The organism is Arcobacter ellisii (assembly GCF_003544915.1).
GTDB classification, from domain to species: Bacteria; Campylobacterota; Campylobacteria; order Campylobacterales; family Arcobacteraceae; genus Aliarcobacter; species Aliarcobacter ellisii.
Map to the genome: position 1 here is coordinate 388,627 of NZ_CP032097.1, position 20,723 is coordinate 409,349.

At 27.3% G+C, this 20,723-nt stretch carries 23 protein-coding genes; 10 read left to right on the plus strand and 13 right to left on the minus strand.

Going from position 1 to position 20,723, the window contains the following annotated elements; translation table 11 throughout:
* Window positions 1–49 precede the first annotated feature (49 nt).
* Together AELL_RS02025 and AELL_RS02030 are read right to left on the minus strand one after the other, a co-directional pair.
* A complete protein-coding gene (locus tag AELL_RS02025) occupies window positions 50–1,057 on the minus strand; it encodes an SAM-dependent methyltransferase (protein WP_118916340.1) in 1,008 nt (335 codons plus the stop codon).
* Complete coding sequence (locus AELL_RS02030; protein ID WP_118916341.1) at window positions 1,054–1,779, minus strand: OmpA family protein; 726 nt, start codon at window positions 1,777–1,779, stop codon at window positions 1,054–1,056. The genes AELL_RS02025 and AELL_RS02030 overlap by 4 nt, the downstream gene beginning before the upstream one ends.
* A gap of 129 nt (window positions 1,780–1,908) precedes the next feature.
* On the opposite strand from AELL_RS02030, the gene pyk reads away from it, so the two are divergent.
* A complete protein-coding gene (gene pyk / locus AELL_RS02035) occupies window positions 1,909–3,375 on the plus strand; it encodes a pyruvate kinase (RefSeq protein ID WP_118916342.1) in 1,467 nt (488 codons plus the stop codon).
* A gap of 16 nt (window positions 3,376–3,391) precedes the next feature.
* On the opposite strand, the gene AELL_RS02040 is transcribed toward pyk, so the two are convergent.
* From AELL_RS02040 to AELL_RS02050, 3 genes are all read right to left on the minus strand, one after another.
* Window positions 3,392–4,585 (minus strand): TolC family protein, encoded by a 1,194-nt coding sequence (locus tag AELL_RS02040; RefSeq protein WP_192941208.1) that lies wholly within the window; start codon window positions 4,583–4,585, stop codon window positions 3,392–3,394.
* A complete protein-coding gene (locus tag AELL_RS02045; RefSeq protein WP_118916343.1) occupies window positions 4,557–5,756 on the minus strand; it encodes an aspartate aminotransferase family protein in 1,200 nt (399 codons plus the stop codon). Before AELL_RS02045 ends, AELL_RS02040 begins: the two co-directional genes overlap by 29 nt.
* Window positions 5,757–5,828: 72 nt before the next feature.
* The gene (locus tag AELL_RS02050; RefSeq protein WP_118916344.1) at window positions 5,829–8,159 is read right to left on the minus strand and encodes a fatty acid cis/trans isomerase; all 2,331 of its coding nucleotides are present in this window, start codon (window positions 8,157–8,159) and stop codon (window positions 5,829–5,831) included.
* A gap of 96 nt (window positions 8,160–8,255) precedes the next feature.
* Here AELL_RS02050 and AELL_RS02055 point away from each other — a divergent pair, with 96 nt between their 5' ends.
* Genes AELL_RS02055 through AELL_RS02065 form a run of 3 tightly spaced genes read left to right on the plus strand, consistent with a single transcriptional unit; the run spans window position 8,256 to window position 10,689 of the window.
* The gene (locus AELL_RS02055) at window positions 8,256–9,134 is read left to right on the plus strand and encodes an aspartate carbamoyltransferase catalytic subunit (RefSeq protein ID WP_118916345.1); all 879 of its coding nucleotides are present in this window, start codon (window positions 8,256–8,258) and stop codon (window positions 9,132–9,134) included.
* A 3-nt stretch (window positions 9,135–9,137) separates the two neighbouring features.
* Complete coding sequence (locus tag AELL_RS02060; protein ID WP_118916346.1) at window positions 9,138–10,106, plus strand: aminodeoxychorismate synthase component I; 969 nt, start codon at window positions 9,138–9,140, stop codon at window positions 10,104–10,106.
* 10 nt (window positions 10,107–10,116) lie between these two features.
* Window positions 10,117–10,689, plus strand: coding sequence for an aminotransferase class IV family protein (locus tag AELL_RS02065; RefSeq protein WP_118916347.1), 573 nt, complete (start codon window positions 10,117–10,119; stop codon window positions 10,687–10,689).
* Here AELL_RS02065 and AELL_RS02070 read toward each other — a convergent pair.
* A complete protein-coding gene (locus AELL_RS02070; RefSeq protein WP_118916348.1) occupies window positions 10,671–11,312 on the minus strand; it encodes a transglutaminase-like cysteine peptidase in 642 nt (213 codons plus the stop codon). The genes AELL_RS02065 and AELL_RS02070 overlap by 19 nt on opposite strands.
* 40 nt (window positions 11,313–11,352) lie before the next feature.
* On the opposite strand from AELL_RS02070, the gene AELL_RS02075 reads away from it, so the two are divergent.
* Genes AELL_RS02075 through AELL_RS02085 form a run of 3 tightly spaced genes read left to right on the plus strand, consistent with a single transcriptional unit; the run spans window position 11,353 to window position 12,799 of the window.
* Window positions 11,353–11,787 (plus strand): hypothetical protein, encoded by a 435-nt coding sequence (locus AELL_RS02075; RefSeq protein ID WP_118916349.1) that lies wholly within the window; start codon window positions 11,353–11,355, stop codon window positions 11,785–11,787.
* A 12-nt stretch (window positions 11,788–11,799) separates the two neighbouring features.
* On the plus strand, window positions 11,800–12,486 hold the full coding sequence (locus tag AELL_RS02080) for an AzlC family ABC transporter permease (RefSeq protein WP_206731995.1): 687 nt from the start codon (window positions 11,800–11,802) through the stop codon (window positions 12,484–12,486).
* A complete protein-coding gene (locus tag AELL_RS02085) occupies window positions 12,479–12,799 on the plus strand; it encodes a branched-chain amino acid transporter permease (protein ID WP_118916350.1) in 321 nt (106 codons plus the stop codon). Before AELL_RS02080 ends, AELL_RS02085 begins: the two co-directional genes overlap by 8 nt.
* An 18-nt stretch (window positions 12,800–12,817) precedes the next feature.
* Here AELL_RS02085 and AELL_RS02090 read toward each other — a convergent pair whose 3' ends face one another.
* The 6 genes from AELL_RS02090 to AELL_RS02115 form a co-directional block, all read right to left on the minus strand.
* A complete protein-coding gene (locus tag AELL_RS02090; RefSeq protein WP_118916351.1) occupies window positions 12,818–13,816 on the minus strand; it encodes a beta-ketoacyl-ACP synthase III in 999 nt (332 codons plus the stop codon).
* A gap of 29 nt (window positions 13,817–13,845) precedes the next feature.
* Window positions 13,846–14,853 carry a phosphate acyltransferase PlsX gene (gene plsX, locus AELL_RS02095; RefSeq protein ID WP_118916352.1) on the minus strand — a complete coding sequence of 336 codons (1,008 nt, stop codon included), beginning with the start codon at window positions 14,851–14,853 and terminating at the stop codon, window positions 13,846–13,848.
* Window positions 14,853–15,005 (minus strand): 50S ribosomal protein L32, encoded by a 153-nt coding sequence (rpmF, locus tag AELL_RS02100; protein WP_004510349.1) that lies wholly within the window; start codon window positions 15,003–15,005, stop codon window positions 14,853–14,855. Before rpmF ends, plsX begins: the two co-directional genes overlap by 1 nt.
* Before the next feature lie 11 nt (window positions 15,006–15,016).
* Window positions 15,017–15,394 carry a hypothetical protein gene (locus AELL_RS02105; RefSeq protein ID WP_118916353.1) on the minus strand — a complete coding sequence of 126 codons (378 nt, stop codon included), beginning with the start codon at window positions 15,392–15,394 and terminating at the stop codon, window positions 15,017–15,019.
* Between the two features lie 26 nt (window positions 15,395–15,420).
* Entirely contained in the window at window positions 15,421–15,834 is a 414-nt protein-coding gene (gene ndk, locus AELL_RS02110; protein ID WP_118916354.1) for a nucleoside-diphosphate kinase, read from the minus strand.
* A 111-nt stretch (window positions 15,835–15,945) separates the two neighbouring features.
* Complete coding sequence (locus AELL_RS02115) at window positions 15,946–16,218, minus strand: NADH-quinone oxidoreductase subunit I (RefSeq protein WP_118916355.1); 273 nt, start codon at window positions 16,216–16,218, stop codon at window positions 15,946–15,948.
* Window positions 16,219–16,471: 253 nt separating this feature from the next.
* On the opposite strand from AELL_RS02115, the gene AELL_RS02120 reads away from it, so the two are divergent.
* Both AELL_RS02120 and rho read left to right on the plus strand, forming a co-directional pair.
* The gene (locus tag AELL_RS02120; protein ID WP_118916356.1) at window positions 16,472–17,068 is read left to right on the plus strand and encodes a peroxiredoxin; all 597 of its coding nucleotides are present in this window, start codon (window positions 16,472–16,474) and stop codon (window positions 17,066–17,068) included.
* A 175-nt stretch (window positions 17,069–17,243) separates the two neighbouring features.
* A complete protein-coding gene (gene rho / locus AELL_RS02125) occupies window positions 17,244–18,572 on the plus strand; it encodes a transcription termination factor Rho (RefSeq protein WP_118916357.1) in 1,329 nt (442 codons plus the stop codon).
* A 23-nt stretch (window positions 18,573–18,595) separates the two neighbouring features.
* On the opposite strand, the gene AELL_RS02130 is transcribed toward rho, so the two are convergent.
* A complete protein-coding gene (locus AELL_RS02130) occupies window positions 18,596–19,261 on the minus strand; it encodes a uracil-DNA glycosylase family protein (protein ID WP_118916358.1) in 666 nt (221 codons plus the stop codon).
* Window positions 19,262–19,366: 105 nt separating this feature from the next.
* Here AELL_RS02130 and gdhA point away from each other — a divergent pair, with 105 nt between their 5' ends.
* On the plus strand, window positions 19,367–20,719 hold the full coding sequence (gdhA, locus tag AELL_RS02135) for an NADP-specific glutamate dehydrogenase (RefSeq protein ID WP_118916359.1): 1,353 nt from the start codon (window positions 19,367–19,369) through the stop codon (window positions 20,717–20,719).
* The last annotated feature ends 4 nt before the right edge of the window (window positions 20,720–20,723 follow it).

Sequence of the window (20,723 nt, forward strand, 5' to 3'; positions counted from 1 at the left end):
TTAAACCTTTTTATATTTTTTATAAAGTTTGATTATACAAACACTTAACTTATTTTCTTATATTCAATGTTTTAAATCTATCACCCATTCCAGTTGGTTCTAGTAAAACTTTTATTTTTTGTGTCTCTTTTAAGTAAGTTTTTTCATCAACATTTGCTTTTAGAATTTCAAGTAAATCCAAAATACCAAATTCAACTAAAGATTTTAATTGGGTATTAAAAATTACTTCTTTTACTTTGTTTTCTTTAAAACAATCAATTAAATAATTAAAATGAACATCATAGGTAATATCAGAGTTTTTAAAGAGTTTTTCTAAAGATAAATTCTCTTCAAAAATTGGATAAACTGCATGTTTTTCATAAATTCTTGCACTAAAATCATTTCTTGGAAATCTATCGCCATAATCAAAAGTTAGAAATTCAAAATGAGTTATATTTTTACAAAGAGTATCCACAAAATCTTTGTAAGATAATGCAACTTCACCTTTTGTAATAGAGTATTTTTTGCAATGATTTAAAATTTTTTTATCAACACAATCAATAAATTCAATTTTATAATTTGAAATGTATGCTTGTTGAAGTATATTCTCTTTATTTGTATAGACTAAATCACAAGAAAAAGCGTCAAAAATTTCATTTGCAATAATATAAGCATTTTCAAGTTTAACTTCTGAAATATCGTTAAAATGTTTTAGATTGATAATATTTCCAAAAGATTCTTCTAAATATCTTTTTTGTTGAATTTGAAGATTTTCAAATCGCTCAATTATTGCAAAATTTAAAGTTTCAAGAAGTTTTGGTTTTAATGTATATATAAATTGAATTATATCTGCAAATAAATATCCGTGATGAGCACCAATTTCTAAAATAGTTGTATTTGAAGGTAAAAATCCCTCTTCAATAGAACTTATAATTTTTTTTGCTATTGAGCCACCAAAAAATGAAGAAGTGGAAACGGAAGTGAAAAAATCACCATCCTTTCCTATTTGTTTGTAGTTTGAATAATAACCATTCTCACCATAAAGCCACTCTTCAAAATAGTTTTTAAACTCTATCATTTACAAACATCAATTACAGATTGTTGATTTGGATATAAATAAACTTCAACTCTTCTATTTAAAGCCATATTTGATTCACTATTATTTAATGCTACTGGTTTATCAAATGAACAACCTCTTGAGAAGATTTGATTTGAAACACCAGAATTATAAATAATATTTCCTACATTTGAAGCTCTTTGTTCAGATAGAGTTTGATTATAAGCATGAGTTCCACGGCTATCTGTATGACCTACTACTTGAACTAAAGTATTTGGATATCTTTGTAAAACAGAGTTTATTTTTGATATTTTTGTTTGAGCACTATATGTTGGATTTGCAGAGTTTGTTTCAAACATCATACTATCTCTAAACATTATTTTTACGTAGTTATCAGTATTTGAAACAATTAAATCTTGATTTGGGTCTAAAACTGCATTCGGATTATTATTTACATTAGTATTTAAACTTTGAGCAACTTCTTGAGCTTGTTTATCCATACTATAACCAATTGCTCCACCAATTGCTGCACCTGCAACTGCTCCAATTACCTTATTCCTACTTTTACTTCCACCACCAATATTATTTCCTAAAACAATACCAGCTATTGCTCCAATAGTTGTTCCAATAATCGCATTTTGATTATTATCATAAGTTTCATTTCCAGTTTTTTGTGCACAACCTGTTAATAAACTTGCAATTACAGCTGTTGATAAGATAGTTTTAAAATTTATAAATTTCATAATAAACCTTTTTAAATTTAATTTATGAACGATTTTAACATAAATATTATGTAAAGATTGTGAAATAGATTCGTTACTTTATTGTAATTATTTTATGTTATAATTTTCATAAGTTTAAAAGGAGAATCTATGGAAAAAAGAACAAAAATATTAGCAACTTTAGGCCCAGCAAGCCATAGTATAGAGATGATAGAAGGATTAATTAAAGCTGGTGCAAACATGTTTAGATTAAATTTTTCACATGGAAGCCATGAATATCATTTAGAAACATTAAATAATATTAGAACAGCAATGAAAAATACTGGTAGAACAGTAGGTATTTTACAGGATATTTCAGGACCAAAAGTAAGAATAGGGGATTTAAAAGAACCATTTGAATTATATAGAGATGATGTTATTACTTTTTTAAAAGATGAAATAGTTGGATATAAAAAAGGTGATAAAGATTATATTGTATCAATCAATTATCCAGATATTTTAGACAAGGTAAAAGTTGATGAATATATTTATTTATATGATGGAACAATTAGAGCAAAAGTTATTGAAACAGGAAAAGAAGTAAAAGCAAAAATTGAAAATCATGGAACTTTATCTTCAAGAAAAGGTGTAAATTTTCCAAATACTGTAATTGATATTGATGTAATTACTAAAAAAGATGAAAAAGATATAGCTTGGGGTGTTGAAAATGAAGTTGATTATTTTGCTATTTCATTTGTACAAAATGCAAAAGATATGAGAAAAGCAAGAAATCTTTTAAATGGATACAAAGGTAAATTAATAGCAAAAATTGAAAAATTTGATGCTGTTGAAAATATTGATGAAATTATTGAAGCTAGTGATGGATTAATGGTTGCTAGGGGAGATTTAGGAATTGAAGTTCCATATTATGATGTTCCAACTATTCAAAAAATGCTTATCAAAAAAGCAAATTTAAAAGGAATTCCAGTAATCACAGCAACTCAAATGCTTTTATCAATGACACAAAATGAAAGAGCAACAAGAGCTGAAATTTCAGACGTTGCAAATGCTGTTTTAGATGGAACAGATGTTGTTATGCTTTCTGAAGAGAGTGCTGTTGGAGAAGACCCAATAAATGTAGTTGATACAATGCATAATATTATTGCTAAAACTGAAGGTATTTATAACTATGATAAACAATACAAATTCCCTTATTTAGATGAATTTGATGTTATTCAAGCAACTGTTACAAAACTTGCAGATGATTTAAAAGCTGATGGTATTTTAGCTCTTACAAGTTCAGGTAAATCTGCTACAAAAATGTCAAGATATAGACCAAAAACTCCTATATTTACTTTTACTCATAAGAAAAAAGTTTTAAATTCTCTAACTGCTATTTGGGGAGTTGAACCAGTTGGAACAATAAAAGAAGCACAAGCATCTAAAATGTTTCAAAAAATGTTAAAAGCTTTAGATGAAAAAGGTTTATTAAATAAAAAAGGTTTATATGTAGCAACAGTTGGTTATCCAGTTGGAATGCCAGGAAGTACAAATACTATTAAAATCTTAACTCCATCAGAAATGGAATATTATTTAAATTTTAAAGAAACAAAAGAAAAAGATAAAAAATCTAAGTAGTTAATATGCAAAACTTCTAGTGAAGTTTTGCATAAAGTTCAAGAAGTTCAAGTTGTCTATCAATCTCATAGATTTTTAAATCTAAAGATTTGATTTTTTGTGAATTTTGTAAAGTATCAACATCACTTTGAGTTTTGATTTGAGCTTGTTTTTCTTCATTTATAATTTTTAAAATAGAATCATAAACTTCTAAATCTTCTTTTGTAATTTGTAATCTTTCATCAAGCATTGAAATTTTTTCAAGTTTTGTTTTAAAAAAAGTTTTTTCATCATCTAAACTATTTTCAAAATTTAATTTTGATTTTAAGTAATCAATTTTTTTGCTCTCTATATCATTAAAAGTTCTAGTATCAAGAGGAACATTTAAGCTCAATCCAAAAGTTTGGTCATTTTCTTTTGTTAGTTTTAAACTATTGTCTGTATCATGATATTTTGAATAAGTATAAAAAGCATTTACACTTGGCAAGTATTTTGCCATTGTCATATATGAATAATTTCCTTTTTTTTCAATATCAGCTTGAGCTTTTTTTAGTTCTATATTATTTTCAATAAACTCTTTTTCATTAAATATTTTAAATACTGGAAGTTCAAATTTAGTGTAATCAGCTGATGAAATATTATTAAAACTATTTATAAGATTTTGTTTTTGGTATTTTAAATCAACTAAATTATGTTTTGTAGTATTTAAAGTAAGCAAAGCATCATCAAGATATGAAGCATCTAAAAAACCATTTAAAACTTGTTCTTTTTTTCTATTTACGTCAATTTTTGCATTTTCTAGGGTATATTTTGCTTTTTGTATATTGAAATTAGTTTTTTCAATATTATACAGATAGTTTAAAGCTTGTTTTACTAACTCTTTTTGTTGTTGGTCTAATTCAAGTGTTGCATAATCATAAGTTGAATCGGCATATTTTATAGCTTTATAAATTCCACCACTTTGAAAAATTGGTTGGTTTATAGAAATAACAGAACGTTCTGTTTTTTCATCTTCCCCTAAGTTTTTTGTATATTGATATTGAATTGGATTTATCCAATCTTTTCTAAGTTTTGAACTATCTTCTTTGATTTGTTCCCTTGAAAGTTCAATATCTTTTAGTCTTTTTTCTGAAATTATTTTCTCATCAAAAGCTTCATTTGAAGCAAAAAGATTTAATGAGATTAAACTACAAAGAAGTAGTTTAACCTTGCTTGATTTTATCAAGTGCATTTTCTAACCTTTTGAAACCTTCATTTATCTCTTCTTTAGAAATTGTAAGGGCAGGAAGAAGTCTTAAAGTATTTTTACCAGCTTTTAAAACTAAAACACCATATTCAAACGCAGTTTTAATTACAAGCGCTAAAGTATCAGCATCTTTTACTCTTAATCCTCTCATTAATCCAAGTCCTACATTATCTGTGAAAATTTCTCTATTTTTTTCGTAAATTTCATTTAATTTAGCATTAAAATAGATAATAGTTTCATCTAAAACGCCACTATCTTTTACTTCCTCTAAGATATCTAAAACTTCAAGTGCAGCAGCTGTAACTAAATAGTTTCCACCAAAAGTAGAACCATGGTCACCTGGGCTAAAAATATCTTTATGAGTAGTCATAATAGCACCAATTGGAACACCACCACCTAAACCTTTAGCTAGTGTTACTATATCTGGTTCAATTTCATAAAGATTTGATGCTAAAAATTCACCAGTTCTAAATACACCTGTTTGAACTTCATCAATAATTAGTAAAATATCATTTTCTTTTAAGAATTTTGCTAACTCTTGAATCTCTTTTTTATCAAATGGTTGAACTCCACCTTCCCCTTGAACAAGTTCAATCATAACTGCAACTGTTTCATTATCAATTGAATTATAAATATCATCTATTTTATTATGATACGAAAAACCATCTGGATATGGAGCAAAATTTGGAGTATGCATAGAGCTTTGTCCAGTTGCTTTTACTGTAGTTATTGTTCTTCCATGAAAAGAGTGCTCTAGTGTGATAACTTTATATCTTTTATTTTCAAATTTTGTTTCACCATATTTTCTAGCAATTTTAATAGCACCTTCATTTGCTTCTGCACCACTATTTGAGAAAAATGTTCTAATATCATAACCACTTAACTCTTTTAATCTTTTAGCAAGTTTTGCTTGTGGTTCAATACAATATAAATTTGAAATATGAGTTATATTTGAAATTTGTTCATAAATTTTATCTGCAACTCTTTTATTACCATGTCCCACACTACAAACTGCAATTCCTGATGTAAAATCAATATAATCTTTATCATTTTCATCAAATAAAGTTGCATTTATACCTTTTTTGAAATTAACATAATTTCTAGCATAAGTATGAAGTACATACTCTTTATCCATTTGTTCTAATTGTTCGCTCATTTTTTACCTTAAAAAAAGTAGTTTATTTTTAGGGGCAATTATATCTAAAATATTTAAACTAATCATTAATAACTAGGGTTTTACAGCACGACTTATATATCTATTTAAGTCAAATAAACCGTATTGTAAAGCATCTTGTTTTTTAAACTCTTTATCAAACCAATCAAAATGTTCCCAAAAATTTGGGTTCGCTCGATTTATAGCATATTTTGATATTCTTTTATCATCAGCAGGAGTATTTTTATATGTTTGTAAAAGATTAAAAAAATCACCTAAATCATTTTGATTAACTACAACAAAAATATTTGGATAAGAACCAATAAATCCTCTTACAATGTTTATTCTATCCTTTGATGGGTCAAGTCTTGATTCTTCATCAAAAAGTAGAGCAACGTTTTTGTGCCATCTATTTATTACTAAAGTATAAACAAGATTTTCTCCTGAATTCATTTTGATTCTAATATGAGCAAGATTTGTTTCCCCATCTGTAAAATGTTTTATGATTTCAGAACTATTTGGTAAAGTTAGAGTTTTAAATGTCTCTTCTATCTCTTCTTTTGTATTGTAAGCTTTTTTAATTTCACTTTTTTTATAATTATCTTCAATAAAATTTATTGAATCTTTTTTTGTATTTGTATAATCTAAAATTTTATTTGCAAACTCTTTTTTAAAATCTTTAGTTTGATATTTTATATCAACACTATTATTTGAAGGAATATAAACAGCTAAATATTGAGCAAGCCAACCTTCGTACCAAGAGTTAAAATAGTCTTGTCTTGACTCTTTTGGTAAAAACTCTAAGAAATTACTTTCCCCTTCAATTCTAAGTCTATCCATATGAGTTCTAACTAATAGTTGATGTGCTGTATTTCCAAATACATCAAATCCTGCAACAAGTGAATAATAAATTCGTTCTAATAGTGGGAAATCAATTACCCATAAAGTTTTTGGAATATCTCCAAGCGCTCCTTTATGAACTGAAGCTGAATCAAAATGTCGATAGATTGTTAAAATTGCATCATTTTGTTCTTTTTGATTTCCCTTCCAAATTGCATCTAAACTTAATCCTTTTGGATAATATTGTTTATAAATTAAAGCTTTATTTGTTTCATATTTTTTAGCTAATTCATAATTATCTAAAGCTTTGAAGGTTTTAAATAAACTTGGGTCTTCTCCATACTCATTTGGAATAGAAAGATTTGGAATATTATCATGTAAAAAATATTTGTCTTGTAGAGTTAAATCATATTTTGGATCCATAAACATTACCCAAAAGTGGTCATTTATCACATTTAATGCTATTTGTCCTTTACAAACTGGACCTCTAATAAAAGTCATAATAATATAGTGAATATCATCAAGTAAAAATTGATATCTACTACTTGCAGGAATTTGTTCAAAAGTTCTTAAAGCATTTGCAGAAATCTTACTATCATAAGGTGGTAAATATGGTTTTTGTTCCCAAATTGGTTTTATAAACAGTTCATTATATCTTTCTAGTTTTTTATCATCTAAGCCATAAACCATATGAGTTTTATGAACAATTGTTGATTCAATTTTTCTAAATCTATAATAAAAAGGTTCTTCTACTTCATCATATGGAAATCTAGTTGCAATGATTTGAGGTTTATATCCACTTGGAGTTCTTGAACGAATTAATTCAAAAAAGTTTCCACTCTTTTCGTCAAAAGTAATATGTGCTAAAAATAGATGTTCATAAATATATCTTGAAGTTACTTGATGTTTTATATCTTTATTATTTAAAAACTCTTCAAATTTTTTTATTTGAGTTCTTTCAAAATTATTAAAATCATCTTTTTTTGTATCATCTATTGCTCCTTCATTTAACCAAGTCATTAAAAGATTATATTCTTCCTTTTTAAGTGCTGGAAATCCATAAGGCATTCCTTTATGTGGATTTTCATCAAAAAATATTGCTAACTCTTCTTTATCTTTTACACAAGATAATTTATCAGTTTCAGGAGAATAAGTTCCAATATTTAAAGGATTTTTATCTTTTTGAAAAAGGTATTGCATCATAATAGATTCATTTGAATTTTCTAAAAAATCAACTACAGAAAAAAAACCTTTTCCTCTCCAAGCTTTTTCATTTGTTGCATCAACAAATAATCTAGTAGGATTTTCTGCATTCATTCTATTTGCATATAAATCTGCTTTTGTTCCTCCTCTTTCTAATCCTTCAAATGAAGAGAGTTTTAATTGGCATGGTGAATTATAACAAGAGTGACAAGAGACACATCTATTATCTAAAATAGGTTTGATATCTTTAACAAATGAGATTTCTTTGTTTACTTTTTCAAAACTTACAGGTTCAAGTGGTTTAACTGAACAAGCTGTAAATAAAAGAGTAAATAAAAAAATAAATATAAATTGCAATTTCATAAAAAAGCCTTATAAAATAAAGTTTTGAATTATACAAAAAGTTTTATTTTTTAAACTCCTTTTTGCTAAAATCCAAACTAAAATTAAAGGAAAAAAATGCAGCATTTGATTAGAACTTCTGATTTTTCTAAAGAAGAAATTTTAAGTATATTTGAAGACGCAAGAGAGTTTTTAAAATTTGAACCTTGTGAGATTTTAAAAGGTAAAATTATTGTTACTTTGTTTTTTGAAAATTCAACAAGAACAAGAAGTTCATTTGAAATTGCAGCTAAAAGATTGGGCGCTGAAGTTGTTTCATTAGATGTAAGTACATCTTCAACAAGCAAAGGTGAAACAATTTTTGATACAGTTGCAAATATAAATGCTATGAAACCTGATGCAATTATTATTAGACACTCTGAGTGTGGATTACCTGAAAGTTTAACTGGATTTGTAGATTGTCCAATTATAAATGCAGGTGATGGAAAACATGCTCACCCAACTCAAGCATTATTAGATTTATTTACAATGTATGAACATTTTAATGGAAAAACTGATGGTAAAAAAGTTGCAATTGTAGGAGATGTAAGAACTTCAAGAGTTGCTGGGTCAAATAAAAGATTATTACCAACTTTTGGAATGGAAGTTTGTTTTGTAAGTCCTGAATGTTTTAGATATGAAGGAAATGATTTTAAAACTTACACTAAAATATCAGATGTAATTGATGAATTAGATGTAATTATGAGTTTAAGAACTCAACTTGAAAGACACAATCAAGTATATTTTGAATCATTAAATGAGTATGCAAAAGATTATTGTATTACAAATGAAGTAGTTGGAAATAGAGATATTTTACTTTTACATCCAGGACCAGTAAATAGAAATGTAGATATTAGCGATGAGATGTTAAAAGACCCAAGATGTAAAGTTTTACAACAAGTTACTCATGGTGTGGCTATTCGTGCAGCAGTGCTAAAAAAACTAATTTTAAAGTAAAAATTGAGTAAAGAATTAATAAAAGAAAAATTAAATAAATTTGGCTTTGAAAAAGAGCCATTTTTATTTGTGATATCTTATGATTTTAGTAAATTTTATATAGAAAAATTATCAAATCTTTCTGACTCTATAAAATATCAACTTGATAATAAAGAAGAGTCAAAACAAAACATCCAAAATAAAATAAGTTTAGAAAAATTTCCAATTTCCTTTAAAGAGTACAAAAAAAAATTTGATATTTTACAAAAAGAGATAAAAAAAGGTAATAGTTATTTATTAAATCTAACTGCAAAAACAAAAATCAAAACAACTCTATCTTTAGATGAAATTTATGAAAATACAAAAAGTAGATTTAAACTAAGATTTAAAAATCAAAAAGATGATTTTGTCTGTTTCTCTCCTGAGCGATTTATAAAAATTGAAGATAATAATATTTTTACATATCCTATGAAAGGCACAATTGATGCCAAATTTCCAAATGCAAAAGAAAAAATTTTGACAAATCAAAAAGAGATGGCAGAACATACAATGGTTGTTGATTTGTTAAGAAATGATTTGGGTATTGTTGGTTCAAATGTAAGAGTTGAGGATTTTAGATATATTGAAACCATAAATGCAGGAGATAAAGAGTTATTACAAGTTAGTTCAAAAATCTCTGCAAAGTTAGAAAATAATTGGTCTGAAAAGATTGGAGATATTTTAACTTCAATATTACCAGCAGGTTCAATTACAGGAACTCCAAAGAAAAAAACTGTTGAAATTTTAAAAGATGTTGAAAACTATGAAAGAGATTTTTATACGGGAATTTTTGGAGTATATGATGGAAAAAATTTAGATAGTTCAGTAATGATAAGATTTATTGAAGAAAAAGATGGTGAAAAATTTTATAAAAGTGGAGGAGGAATCACTTGTGATAGTGATGTTTTTTTAGAGTATGAAGAACTTTTAGATAAAGTTTATTTGCCATTTTAAAAGGGAAAATATGGAAACAATAAAATATTTTGAAACAATTAAGTGTGAAGATTTCGAGATTTTTAATTTAGAATATCACAATAAAAGAGTAGCAAATACAATAGGATTAAATCTAAATTTACAAGAGTATGTTTATCCAATCTCAAATGAACTTTTAAGATGTAAAGTTATTTATGATAAAGAGGGAATAGTTGATGTTTTATATTTTCCTTATAAAAAAAGAGAGATAAAAAGTTTTAAAATCATCTTTGATGACCAAATAGAGTATTCAAAAAAATATTTTGATAGAACACAATTAGATGAGCTATTTTCAAAAAGAGAAAATTGTGATGAGGTAATTATTCTAAAAAATGGAATTGTAACAGATACTTCAATTGCCAATATTGCTATATTTTATGAGAACACTTGGATTACTTCAAAAAATTGTTTATTAAAAGGAACTACAAAAGCTAGATTTATTGAAGAAAAAAAATTAATTGAAAAAGATATAACTTTAGAGATGTTAAAAAATGCTTCAAAACTTGCACTTATGAATGCAATGATAGGTTTTGATGAGATAAAAGATTATTCATTTAAGTTGTAAACCCTATTTAAAAGTTTTTCCCATTTATTATCTTTTCCCCAATTAACTTTTGTTTTTTGGGTAAATTTATTTGCAGTAAATAAATAAGAGTCTATTTCATTAAAAGCAAATTTAGGAATAAGTTTTGGTCTTTTTGTAAATGGAATTACTCTTGAACTCAAATTGTCTAAAACTAAAGGAGAAGAGTTTTTATCTTCTACATATAATAAAACCATATGAGCATCTTTTTGCCCTTTGACATTTACAACTGCAAAATAGAGTTTCTCTTTAGGAATTCCTATTTCTAAAAGAGTGAAATATTTTGCTATCACATAATCTTCACAATCCCCATGACCTTGAAGTAGAAACTCTTTTGGTGTTGCCCAATAATCAAGTGAAGAAGCAGTGGAAATATCATAAGCTGGTAAAATTCTATTTATAAATGTATTTATATGGGATAATTTTCTAATTAATTCATAATCTTTAACTTGAGTCTTTAATGATTGAAATTTATCTAATCTATTTAAAATAAAAGATTTTTTTGGAGAGTTATTTATATATTTAATATCTTTTTGATTTAATTTAAACTCATAAGCAAACAATGGCGTTGAAATAATAAGAATAAGGAAAATTAGTTGTTTCATAAGTTATAATAACATCAAATTTTTAAAATAGGAATAAATTATGATTCGAGATATTATAGAAAATGATAATTATAAAATTTTAGTAGAAAAACAGATAAAAGAAAATATTTTATTTTTATTAGAAAAAAATCAAGAATTTTCAATAACAGCAAACATCGAACCAATTACTTTTAATCCTGAATTGCCAAAAGTTATAAAAGACCAAATGCATAAATTTTCTTTGTTTATTTTAAGTAATTATACATATACAACTATTCAAGTTGATGATGAATTTTTAAGTTTTGAAGCAGGTTTTGGGAATGAAAATTTTGGAAGTGTTGTAAAAATTCCTTTACATTCAATCTTTCAAATAATTGTAGATGAATCAATTTTATATATAAATTCAGTAGCTACAGTTGATAAATTCAATAAAGATTTAAAAAAGAATTCATTTAATGTATTTAAAAATAATCCAAATAATAAGAAATTTAACTAAAGACATAAAATATTGAAATATGAAAATGAATTAAAAAAAGCCTTTAAAATCTCTATCCCTATTATGATGGGATATTTAGTTTTAGGCTTTGCTTTTGGCTTACTTTTAGTCTCTTTTGAATATCCTTGGTATTTAGCACCTATTATGTCAATCTTTATATATGCTGGTGCTTTACAATTTATGGCTATTAATTTTTTTAATGCAAAAGCTGGGTTTGTGGATATTGCAATAGCTTCTTGGTTTATAAATATAAGACAATCTTTTTATGGATTATCTTTACTAAAAAGATTTGAAGAAACAGGTAAAATTAAATCGTATTTGATTTTTGGGTTAACAGATGAAACTTATGCACTTCTTACAACAATAAAAGATGATAAAACACTTAATAAAAAATGGTACTATTTTTATTTGACTGCATTTAATCAATTTTATTGGTTCTTGGGTTCAACACTTGGAGCTCTTATTGGTTTAAATATAAAATTTGATACTTCAGGATTAGAATTTTCACTAACAGCACTTTTTGTTGTTCTTTGTATTGAACAATATAAAAGTTTAAAAAATTTTATTCCTTTTTTTGTGGGATTTTCTTGTTCATTATTTTCTTTGATTTTTGTTTCAAGTGATAAGATGTTATTAGTCTCTATTTTTTGCTCATTGATATTGATATTTTTACTAAAAAAAAGAGTGGAAAATGAATAATCTTGAGATTTATATAGCTATATTTATAATGGTATTAGTAAATTACTTTACAAGAGCTTTTCCTTTTTTATTTTTTAGTAAAAAAGAATTACCTAGTTATTTGATTTTTATAGCAAAATATTTTCCTGCAATTATTATGAGTATTCTAATTATTTACACCCTAAAAGATATAGATTTTAAAACAGAGTTTTATGGAATAAAAGAGATTTTTGGGATTTTTTTTACAGCTATTTTACATTTAGTATTTAAAAATTATTTGATTTCAATTTTTGTAGGAACGATTTTTTATATGGGATTAGTGCAGTTATTATAAAATAGGTAAAAACCTATTTTATTTTTTTGGTGCGAACTTAAATAGAGCAGAACCCCAAGTTAATCCACCACCAAAGGCATCAAAAAGTACTGTATCACCAGCTTTTATTCTACCTTGTTCAAAGGCATAGTTCATAGCCATAGGAATTGATGCTGCTGAAGTATTTCCGTATTTGTCTACAGTTACAACAGTTTGTTCATCACTTAATCCTAAAGCTTCACCTACAGCTTTTATAATTCTATAGTTTGCTTGATGAGGAATAAAATGTGTTATATCCTCATTTGAAAGATTATGTTTTTGCATCATTACTTGAACATCAGAAGTTAATGTTTTAACAGCAAGTTTGAAAGTTTCATTCCCTTTCATTTTTATGCATGCCATTTTATTTTCTAAAACTTCAGCCGAACATGGATGTTTACTTCCACCACCTGGAGTTTTAATTAAATCTTCATAATTTCCATCACTTGAACAATTTACATCAATAATTGCTTCATCTTTATTAGTTGTTGCAGAAATAATTGCTGCACCTGCACCATCACCAAAGATAAAACAAGTTCCTCTATCAGTGTAATCAAGAATTGAAGAATAAGTTTCTGCACCAATAATTAGTACATTTTTTTTCATCCCAGATTCTATAAATGCTTTTGCAATAGATACAGCATAAACAAATCCTGTACATGCAGCACTAATATCAAATGCCATTACATTTGGTAAACCAACTTTTGATGCGATTAAACAAGCAGTTGATGGCATACATAAATAATCAGGAGTAACTGTTGCACAAATAACTAAATCAACTTCTTCTTTAGATATTCCTGCTCTTTGTATAGCAACTTCAGCTGCTCTTGCTCCTAAATCAGATGAAGCTTCATCAACTTCAGAAATTCTTCTTTCTTTAATACCAGTTCTTTTTGTAATCCATTCATCTGTAGTATCAATAATTTTTTCAAAATCTGCATTTGTCATAATCTTTGGAGGAATATAAGCTCCAATAGATCTAAAAGCTGCATATGTCATTTACATATCCTTAATTTTATATAATAGTATTAATTTTCTTGTTGCGTACTACTATATTTCGCTAATCTCTGTTCAATTATATTATCTAAATTTGAACTTGCTGCATTAATTGCTTGGAATATTGCATTTTGAATTGCTTTAGGATTTGATTTTCCATGAGCAATAATAACAGGTGCTTTTACTCCTAATAATGGTGCTCCACCATATTCAGCATAATCAACTCTTACTTTTAAGTTTTTGAAAACTTTTCTCATAAGAACTGCACCAGCAATTGAAATTAGAGATCTTTTTAAATTCTTTTTAATTATTTTGCCAATTGTGTCTGCAACACCCTCAGCAGTTTTAAGTAATATATTACCAACAAAACCATCACAAACAACAACGTCAACAGTTCCTTTGAAAATATCACTCCCCTCTACATTACCTGCAAAGTTAGGAATTTTAGATATAAGTTTATAAGCTTCTTTCGTTACTTCATTCCCTTTACTATCTTCTTCTCCATTACTTAAAAGTCCAACAATAGGTTCATCAAGTCTTAATGCATATTGAGCGTAAACTTGTCCCATTACTGCAAATTCAAATAAGTTTTTTGCATCACTATCAACATTTGCTCCAACGTCTAATACTAAAGTATTTTGATTTTCGCTTGTTGGCATTAGTGTTGCAATTGCAGGTCTACTTACACCTTTTATTCTTCCGATTCTTAAAGTTGCAAGAGACATTGAAGCACCAGAATGTCCAGCAGAAACTACAGCATCTGCATTTCCTTCTCTTACTAATTCTATTGCTTTATAAATTGTTGAATCTTTTCTTTTAAGTGCATCTGTTGCTGAATCACTCATACTAATTACGTCATCAGTATGTAATATTTCAATTCTAGATAGGAAGTTTGGAGGAATAAGTTGTAAAAGTTGTTCTTTATTTCCAACAGCAATTGCTGTGAAATTATTATTTTTTTTAAGTGCTGTTATTAAGCCCTCTATTATAGGTTCAGGACCGAAGTCCCCACCCATAGCATCTATTGCAATTTTTAGCATTAGTTTTTATATTCACCAGTATTTGGATTAACCATGTGAGGCATTTTCCAAGAACCATCGCTATCTTTAACAGGTTTTTTTAATGTTATTTTATAGTGTGTTCTTCTTTTTGCTGATCTAGTATGAGATACTCTTCTCTTAGGTACTGCCATTTTAATTCTCCTTAAAATTCTTTTTCAAAATTGTCACCATATTGTGAACATTCTTCACAAATATAATAGTCACTTTTTATACTATTTAATTCACTTTCAATTATTTCATCAAAGTCAATTAAACTATCTTCTACTTCTATTACTAAGTATTCCTCTTCATTACCTTTATAGATACCATCACTTAATAGCAATCTAAGTTCTTCATCAACTTCTATAACTTCAGTAATTCCGCATCTACAACAATTAATTTCAGTATTACCTTTTAATACTGCATCAATTTTCACTAATGATGGCGATATTCTACAAAAAGTACCTTCAATTTTAACTGAATTAAATTCAGTTAGTAATTCTTTACGAATTTGTGGTACTTTTTTAAATTCAATTTTCATTATAAAACTAAATTATTAATAGTTAATTAACAAATTTCTTTTTGTGCAAAGAAGAAATTAATCTCAATTGCTGCATTTTCTAATGAATCTGAACCATGAACTGCATTTGCATCAATTGATTCTGCAAAATCTGCTCTGATTGTTCCTGGTGCTGCTTCTTTAGGATTAGTTGCACCCATTAATTCTCTGTTTTTTGCCATTGCATTTTCACCTTCTAAAACTGAAACTACAACTGGTCCTGAAATCATAAATTCAACTAAATCTTTAAAGAAAGGTCTAGCTGCATGAACTGCATAAAAAGCTTCTGCATCAGCTTTGCTTAATTGCATTTTTTTAGTTGCTGCTATTCTTAATCCAGCTGATTCAAATCTATCTAAGATTTTTCCAACTACATTTTTTGCTACAGCATCTGGTTTGATGATTGATAATGTTTGTTCCATTGCTTATATTCCTCGATTTTTTTTAAGTCGCGGATTATATCTAAAAAAATAAAAAAAGGCAAGTAGATTTCTACTTGCCTTTTAAATATATAGTAAATTAAATAGAATTAATTATTCAACTACAGGAGTACCAGGAGTTCCTCTGTCTTCTTTTTCAATTGAACCAGAACCAGCTTCATCCCATACGATACACCCTTCAGTTGGACATGCATCAGCACATGCAGGAGAATCATTATGACCTACACACTCAACACATTTATCAGCGTATACATAATATGTATCTTGACCTGTTGGATTTTCATCATTATCTACGATTGCTTCTACTGGACACTCATCTAAACAAGCATCACAACTAATACAGATATCAGTAATTTTTACTGCCATTGTATATCTCCTTATTAAATTTTAACAAACTTTATCACAGTAAATATAAAAGTATCTTTAAAAAATCTAAATTAAAAACTTCTGTTTTTTAAACTGTAACTTTTCCGAAATCTTAATAAAGGATAAATATTATTAGAAAATAATAATTTTCATAAATTTTAAAATTTAAGCTAAAATACAGTTTCTTTTAAAAATTTTGTTATATAATTTCACTACGAAAAAAAAATTAATAAAAATAAAAAAGGATTTAATAATGTTAGTTACAAAAAAAGCTCCAGATTTTACAGCAAAAGCTGTACTTGCAGATGGTCAAATTGTAGAAAATTTTAATTTATATGAAAATATTGGTGAAAAAGGTGCAGTTCTATTTTTCTACCCATTAGACTTTACATTTGTTTGTCCATCTGAAATTATTGCTTTCTCTAAAAGAATTGACGAGTTCACTTCAAGAGGAATTTCTGTAATTGGTTGTTCAGTTGATTCTCAATTCTCACACTTTGCATGGAGAGAAACACCAGTTGAAAATGGTGGAATCGGAAGAGTTAAATTCCCATTAGTTGCAGACTTATCAAAATCAATTTCAAGAGATTACGATGTATTATTTGGAGAATCAGTTGCATTAAGAGGTTCATTCTTAATTGATGCAGATGGAACAATTAGACATGCAGTAGTTAATGATTTACCATTAGGAAGAAACATTGATGAAATGATTAGAATGGTAGATGCTATGTTATTTACAAATGAGCATGGTGAAGTTTGTCCAGCTGGTTGGGCAAAAGGTGATGAAGGTATGAAAGCTAACACTGCTGGTGTTGCTGAGTATTTAGCTAAAAATGAAGGTAAATTATAATTCTTATTTTTATAATTTAAAAAAGGTACCAAATATTGGTACCTTTTTTTATGAAAATAGATTTTATTGACAAATTCTCAAATAAACACTACAATTACGGCATTACTTTAAAAAAACTACAAAAAACTACAAAAACTACATATCTAATTATGTAAAATCAAAGGCAAACATACTCATGGAAGAGTCTAAAGAAGAAACGAAAGTAAAAACGACAAACTCAAAAAAAACAAGAACCCATATTCCTGTTGAAGGTTATAAAATTGAACAACTAAGGGAATTACCTTTAGAAGAATTGATTAATATAGCAAATGAATTAGAAGTTGAAAATCCACAAGAATTAAAACGACAAGATTTGATGTTTATGATTTTAAAATCACAAATTGATGCGGGTGGATTTATTTTATTTACAGGTATCTTAGAGATTAAAGAGGGTGGATTTGGATTCCTTCGAGCAATTGATGGGAACTTCTCTGATACATCAAATGATTCTTATGTAAGTGCAACTCAAATTAGAAAATTTGCACTTAGAACTGGAGATATCGTAACAGGGCAAGTAAGACCTCCTAATAAGGAGAGTGAAAAATATAATGCTTTATTAAAAATAGAAGCAATTAATTATCTACCAGTTAAAGAGTCTAAGAATAGACCTTTATTTGATAACTTAACTCCACTTTACTCAACATCACGATTTAATTTTGAATATGACTCACAAAAAATGACAGGAAGAATGCTTGACTTATTTGCTCCTATGGGAAAAGGTCAAAGAGGACTTATTGTTGCACCTCCTAAAACTGGTAAAACTGAATTATTAAAAGAATTAGCACACGCAATTAGTAGAAATCATCCTGAAGTTACATTAATGGTACTTTTAATTGATGAAAGACCTGAAGAGGTAACTGATATGCAAAGAAGTGTAAGAGGTGAAGTTTATAGTTCAACATTTGATTTACCGGCGCAAAATCATGTTAGAGTTGCTGAAATAGTAATTGAAAAAGCAAAAAGACTTGTAGAAATGAGAAAAGATGTTGTAATTTTACTTGATTCTATTACAAGATTAGCTCGTGCTTATAATACAGTAACTCCATCATCTGGTAAAGTTCTTTCAGGTGGGGTTGATGCAAATGCTTTACATAAACCAAAAAGATTTTTTGGGGCTGCAAGAAATATAGAAGAGGGTGGTAGTTTAACTATTATTTCAACTGCACTTATTGAAACTGGTTCAAAAATGGATGAAGTTATTTTTGAAGAGTTTAAAGGTACTGGAAATAGTGAAGTAGTTTTAAGTAGAAATGCTGCAAATAAAAGAGTTTATCCTGCTCTTGATATCACAAAATCTGGAACTAGAAAAGAAGAGTTACTTCTTACTCCTGATGTTTTACAAAAAACTTGGATTTTAAGAAATGCAATTTCACAAATGGATGAAGTAGAAGCTCTTAAATTCTTATACTCAAAAATGCAAAAAACTAAAGATAACGAAGAATTCTTTAACTCAATGAATGAATAAAAAAGAAAACTCTTTTTTATTCATTAGTTATTTTCAAAAAATATTTTTTTATACTGTTCGACTCTAAAATCAAAAGTTGTATATTTAGGATTCTTTTCTTTTTTCTCTTTATATAAATTATTCGCACCAATACTTTTATTTGCTGCATTTGAAGGAGAAATCAAAGAAATAGTTGTAAAAATCCTATTATCAAAAGTAAATTGATGAATTTTTGGATTAGTTTGGTTTTTTAGAACAAACTTTATATTATTTTCTTTAAGAAGCTTTTTCAAAAAATATTCTGGACTATTTTTTGAACTACCTCCTGTAAAAAGGATTTTATTTATATCTTTATACTCTTTTAAATAAAACAAAATATCTCTTAAAACTACGTCTTTCATAGTTGAATCACTTGCATCAGATTTTTCCCTTTGACAACTTTCAACAATATCGCAGATTCCAATTTGATTTTCTATTAAAAACTTTTTTCTTTGTGTGATTGCTTTTTGTGAATTATCAAAAAGTAAGTTAAGTTTATAAATTTTATCAATAATTTGCCAAAAAAGATTATCTTGAGAGCCATAAGGAAAATTCACATCTTTTGTTTTTAACTCTTTTTTGCAAAATCTTGGAGGTGGAAGAGTTCCCATGATTATACTTTTTGTTTTTGAATTTAAAATTGGTTTGTATGGATGAAAATGAAAAAACAATTTAATCCTTTAAATGTATAAAATAGAATAAAAAATACAATATATGTATAAAATATATACATTTTTTGGTAAAATAGATTATTATATTTATATAAAGGGAGAATTATGCCATATTTAGAAGAAGTTTTTAATTATTTGAAACGAACAAGTCCAGCTCAAACAGAGTTTTACCAAGCTGCAGAAGAAGTTTTATATTCATTGCAACCACTATTAGAAAAATATCCAAAATACAAAAAGCACAAAATTATTGAAAGAATTGTTGAACCAGAAAGACAAATAATGTTTAGAGTAAACTGGTTAGATGATAATGGTGAAATTCAAGTAAATAAAGGTTATAGAATAGAGTTTAATTCAGCTCTTGGACCATATAAAGGTGGATTAAGATTTCATCCAAGTGTAAACGCAGGAGTTATTAAATTTTTAGGATTTGAACAAATATTTAAAAATGCATTAACAGGTCTTCAAATTGGTGGAGGAAAAGGTGGAAGTGATTTTGACCCAAAAGGAAAATCAGACAATGAAATTATGAGATTTTGTCAAGCTTTCATGAGTGAATTATATAGACATATTGGGGCAAACACAGACGTTCCTGCTGGAGATATTGGAGTTGGTGCAAGAGAAATTGGATATATGTTTGGTATGTATAAAAAACTTGCTAATAAATATGAAGGTGTTTTAACAGGAAAATCTTTAAAATGGGGTGGTTCATTAGTAAGAACTGAAGCAACAGGTTATGGATGTGTTTATTTTGCAAAAAATATGTTAGCTGCACGAGGGGAGTCTTTAGAAGGAAAAAGATGTGTAGTATCTGGTTCTGGAAATGTTGCTATTTATACAATTGAAAAATTATATCATTTAGGTGCATTACCAATCACATGTAGTGATTCAAAAGGTATGATTTTAGATGAAGAGGGAATTGATTTACTTTTATTAAAAGATTTAAAAGAGAATCAAAGAGCTAGATTATCTGAATATATCAAATATAGACCAAATGCAAAATATATTCCTGTTGAAGAGTATCCACAAGGAAGAAATGCTGTATGGTCTGTTCCTTGTTTTGCAGCATTTCCAAGTGCTACACAAAATGAGTTAAATTTAGAAGATGCAAAAGCATTATTAGCTAATGGTTGTAAATGTGTAAGTGAAGGAGCAAATATGCCTTCAACTGCTCAAGCTGTTGATTTATTTGTTGAAACTAAAATTGCTTATGGACCAGGAAAAGCTGCAAATGCTGGTGGAGTTGCAACAAGTCAATTAGAAATGGCACAAAATGCTTCAATGTTATCTTGGACATTTGAAGAAGTTGATGCGAAACTTGAACAAATTATGAAAAATATTTTTGAATCAGCTAGTTCAACAGCAGCTGAATTTGGACAACCTACAAACTTAGTTTTAGGTGCAAATATTGCTGGATTTAGAAAAGTTGCTGATGCAATGATTGAGCAAGGTTTAGTATAACTCT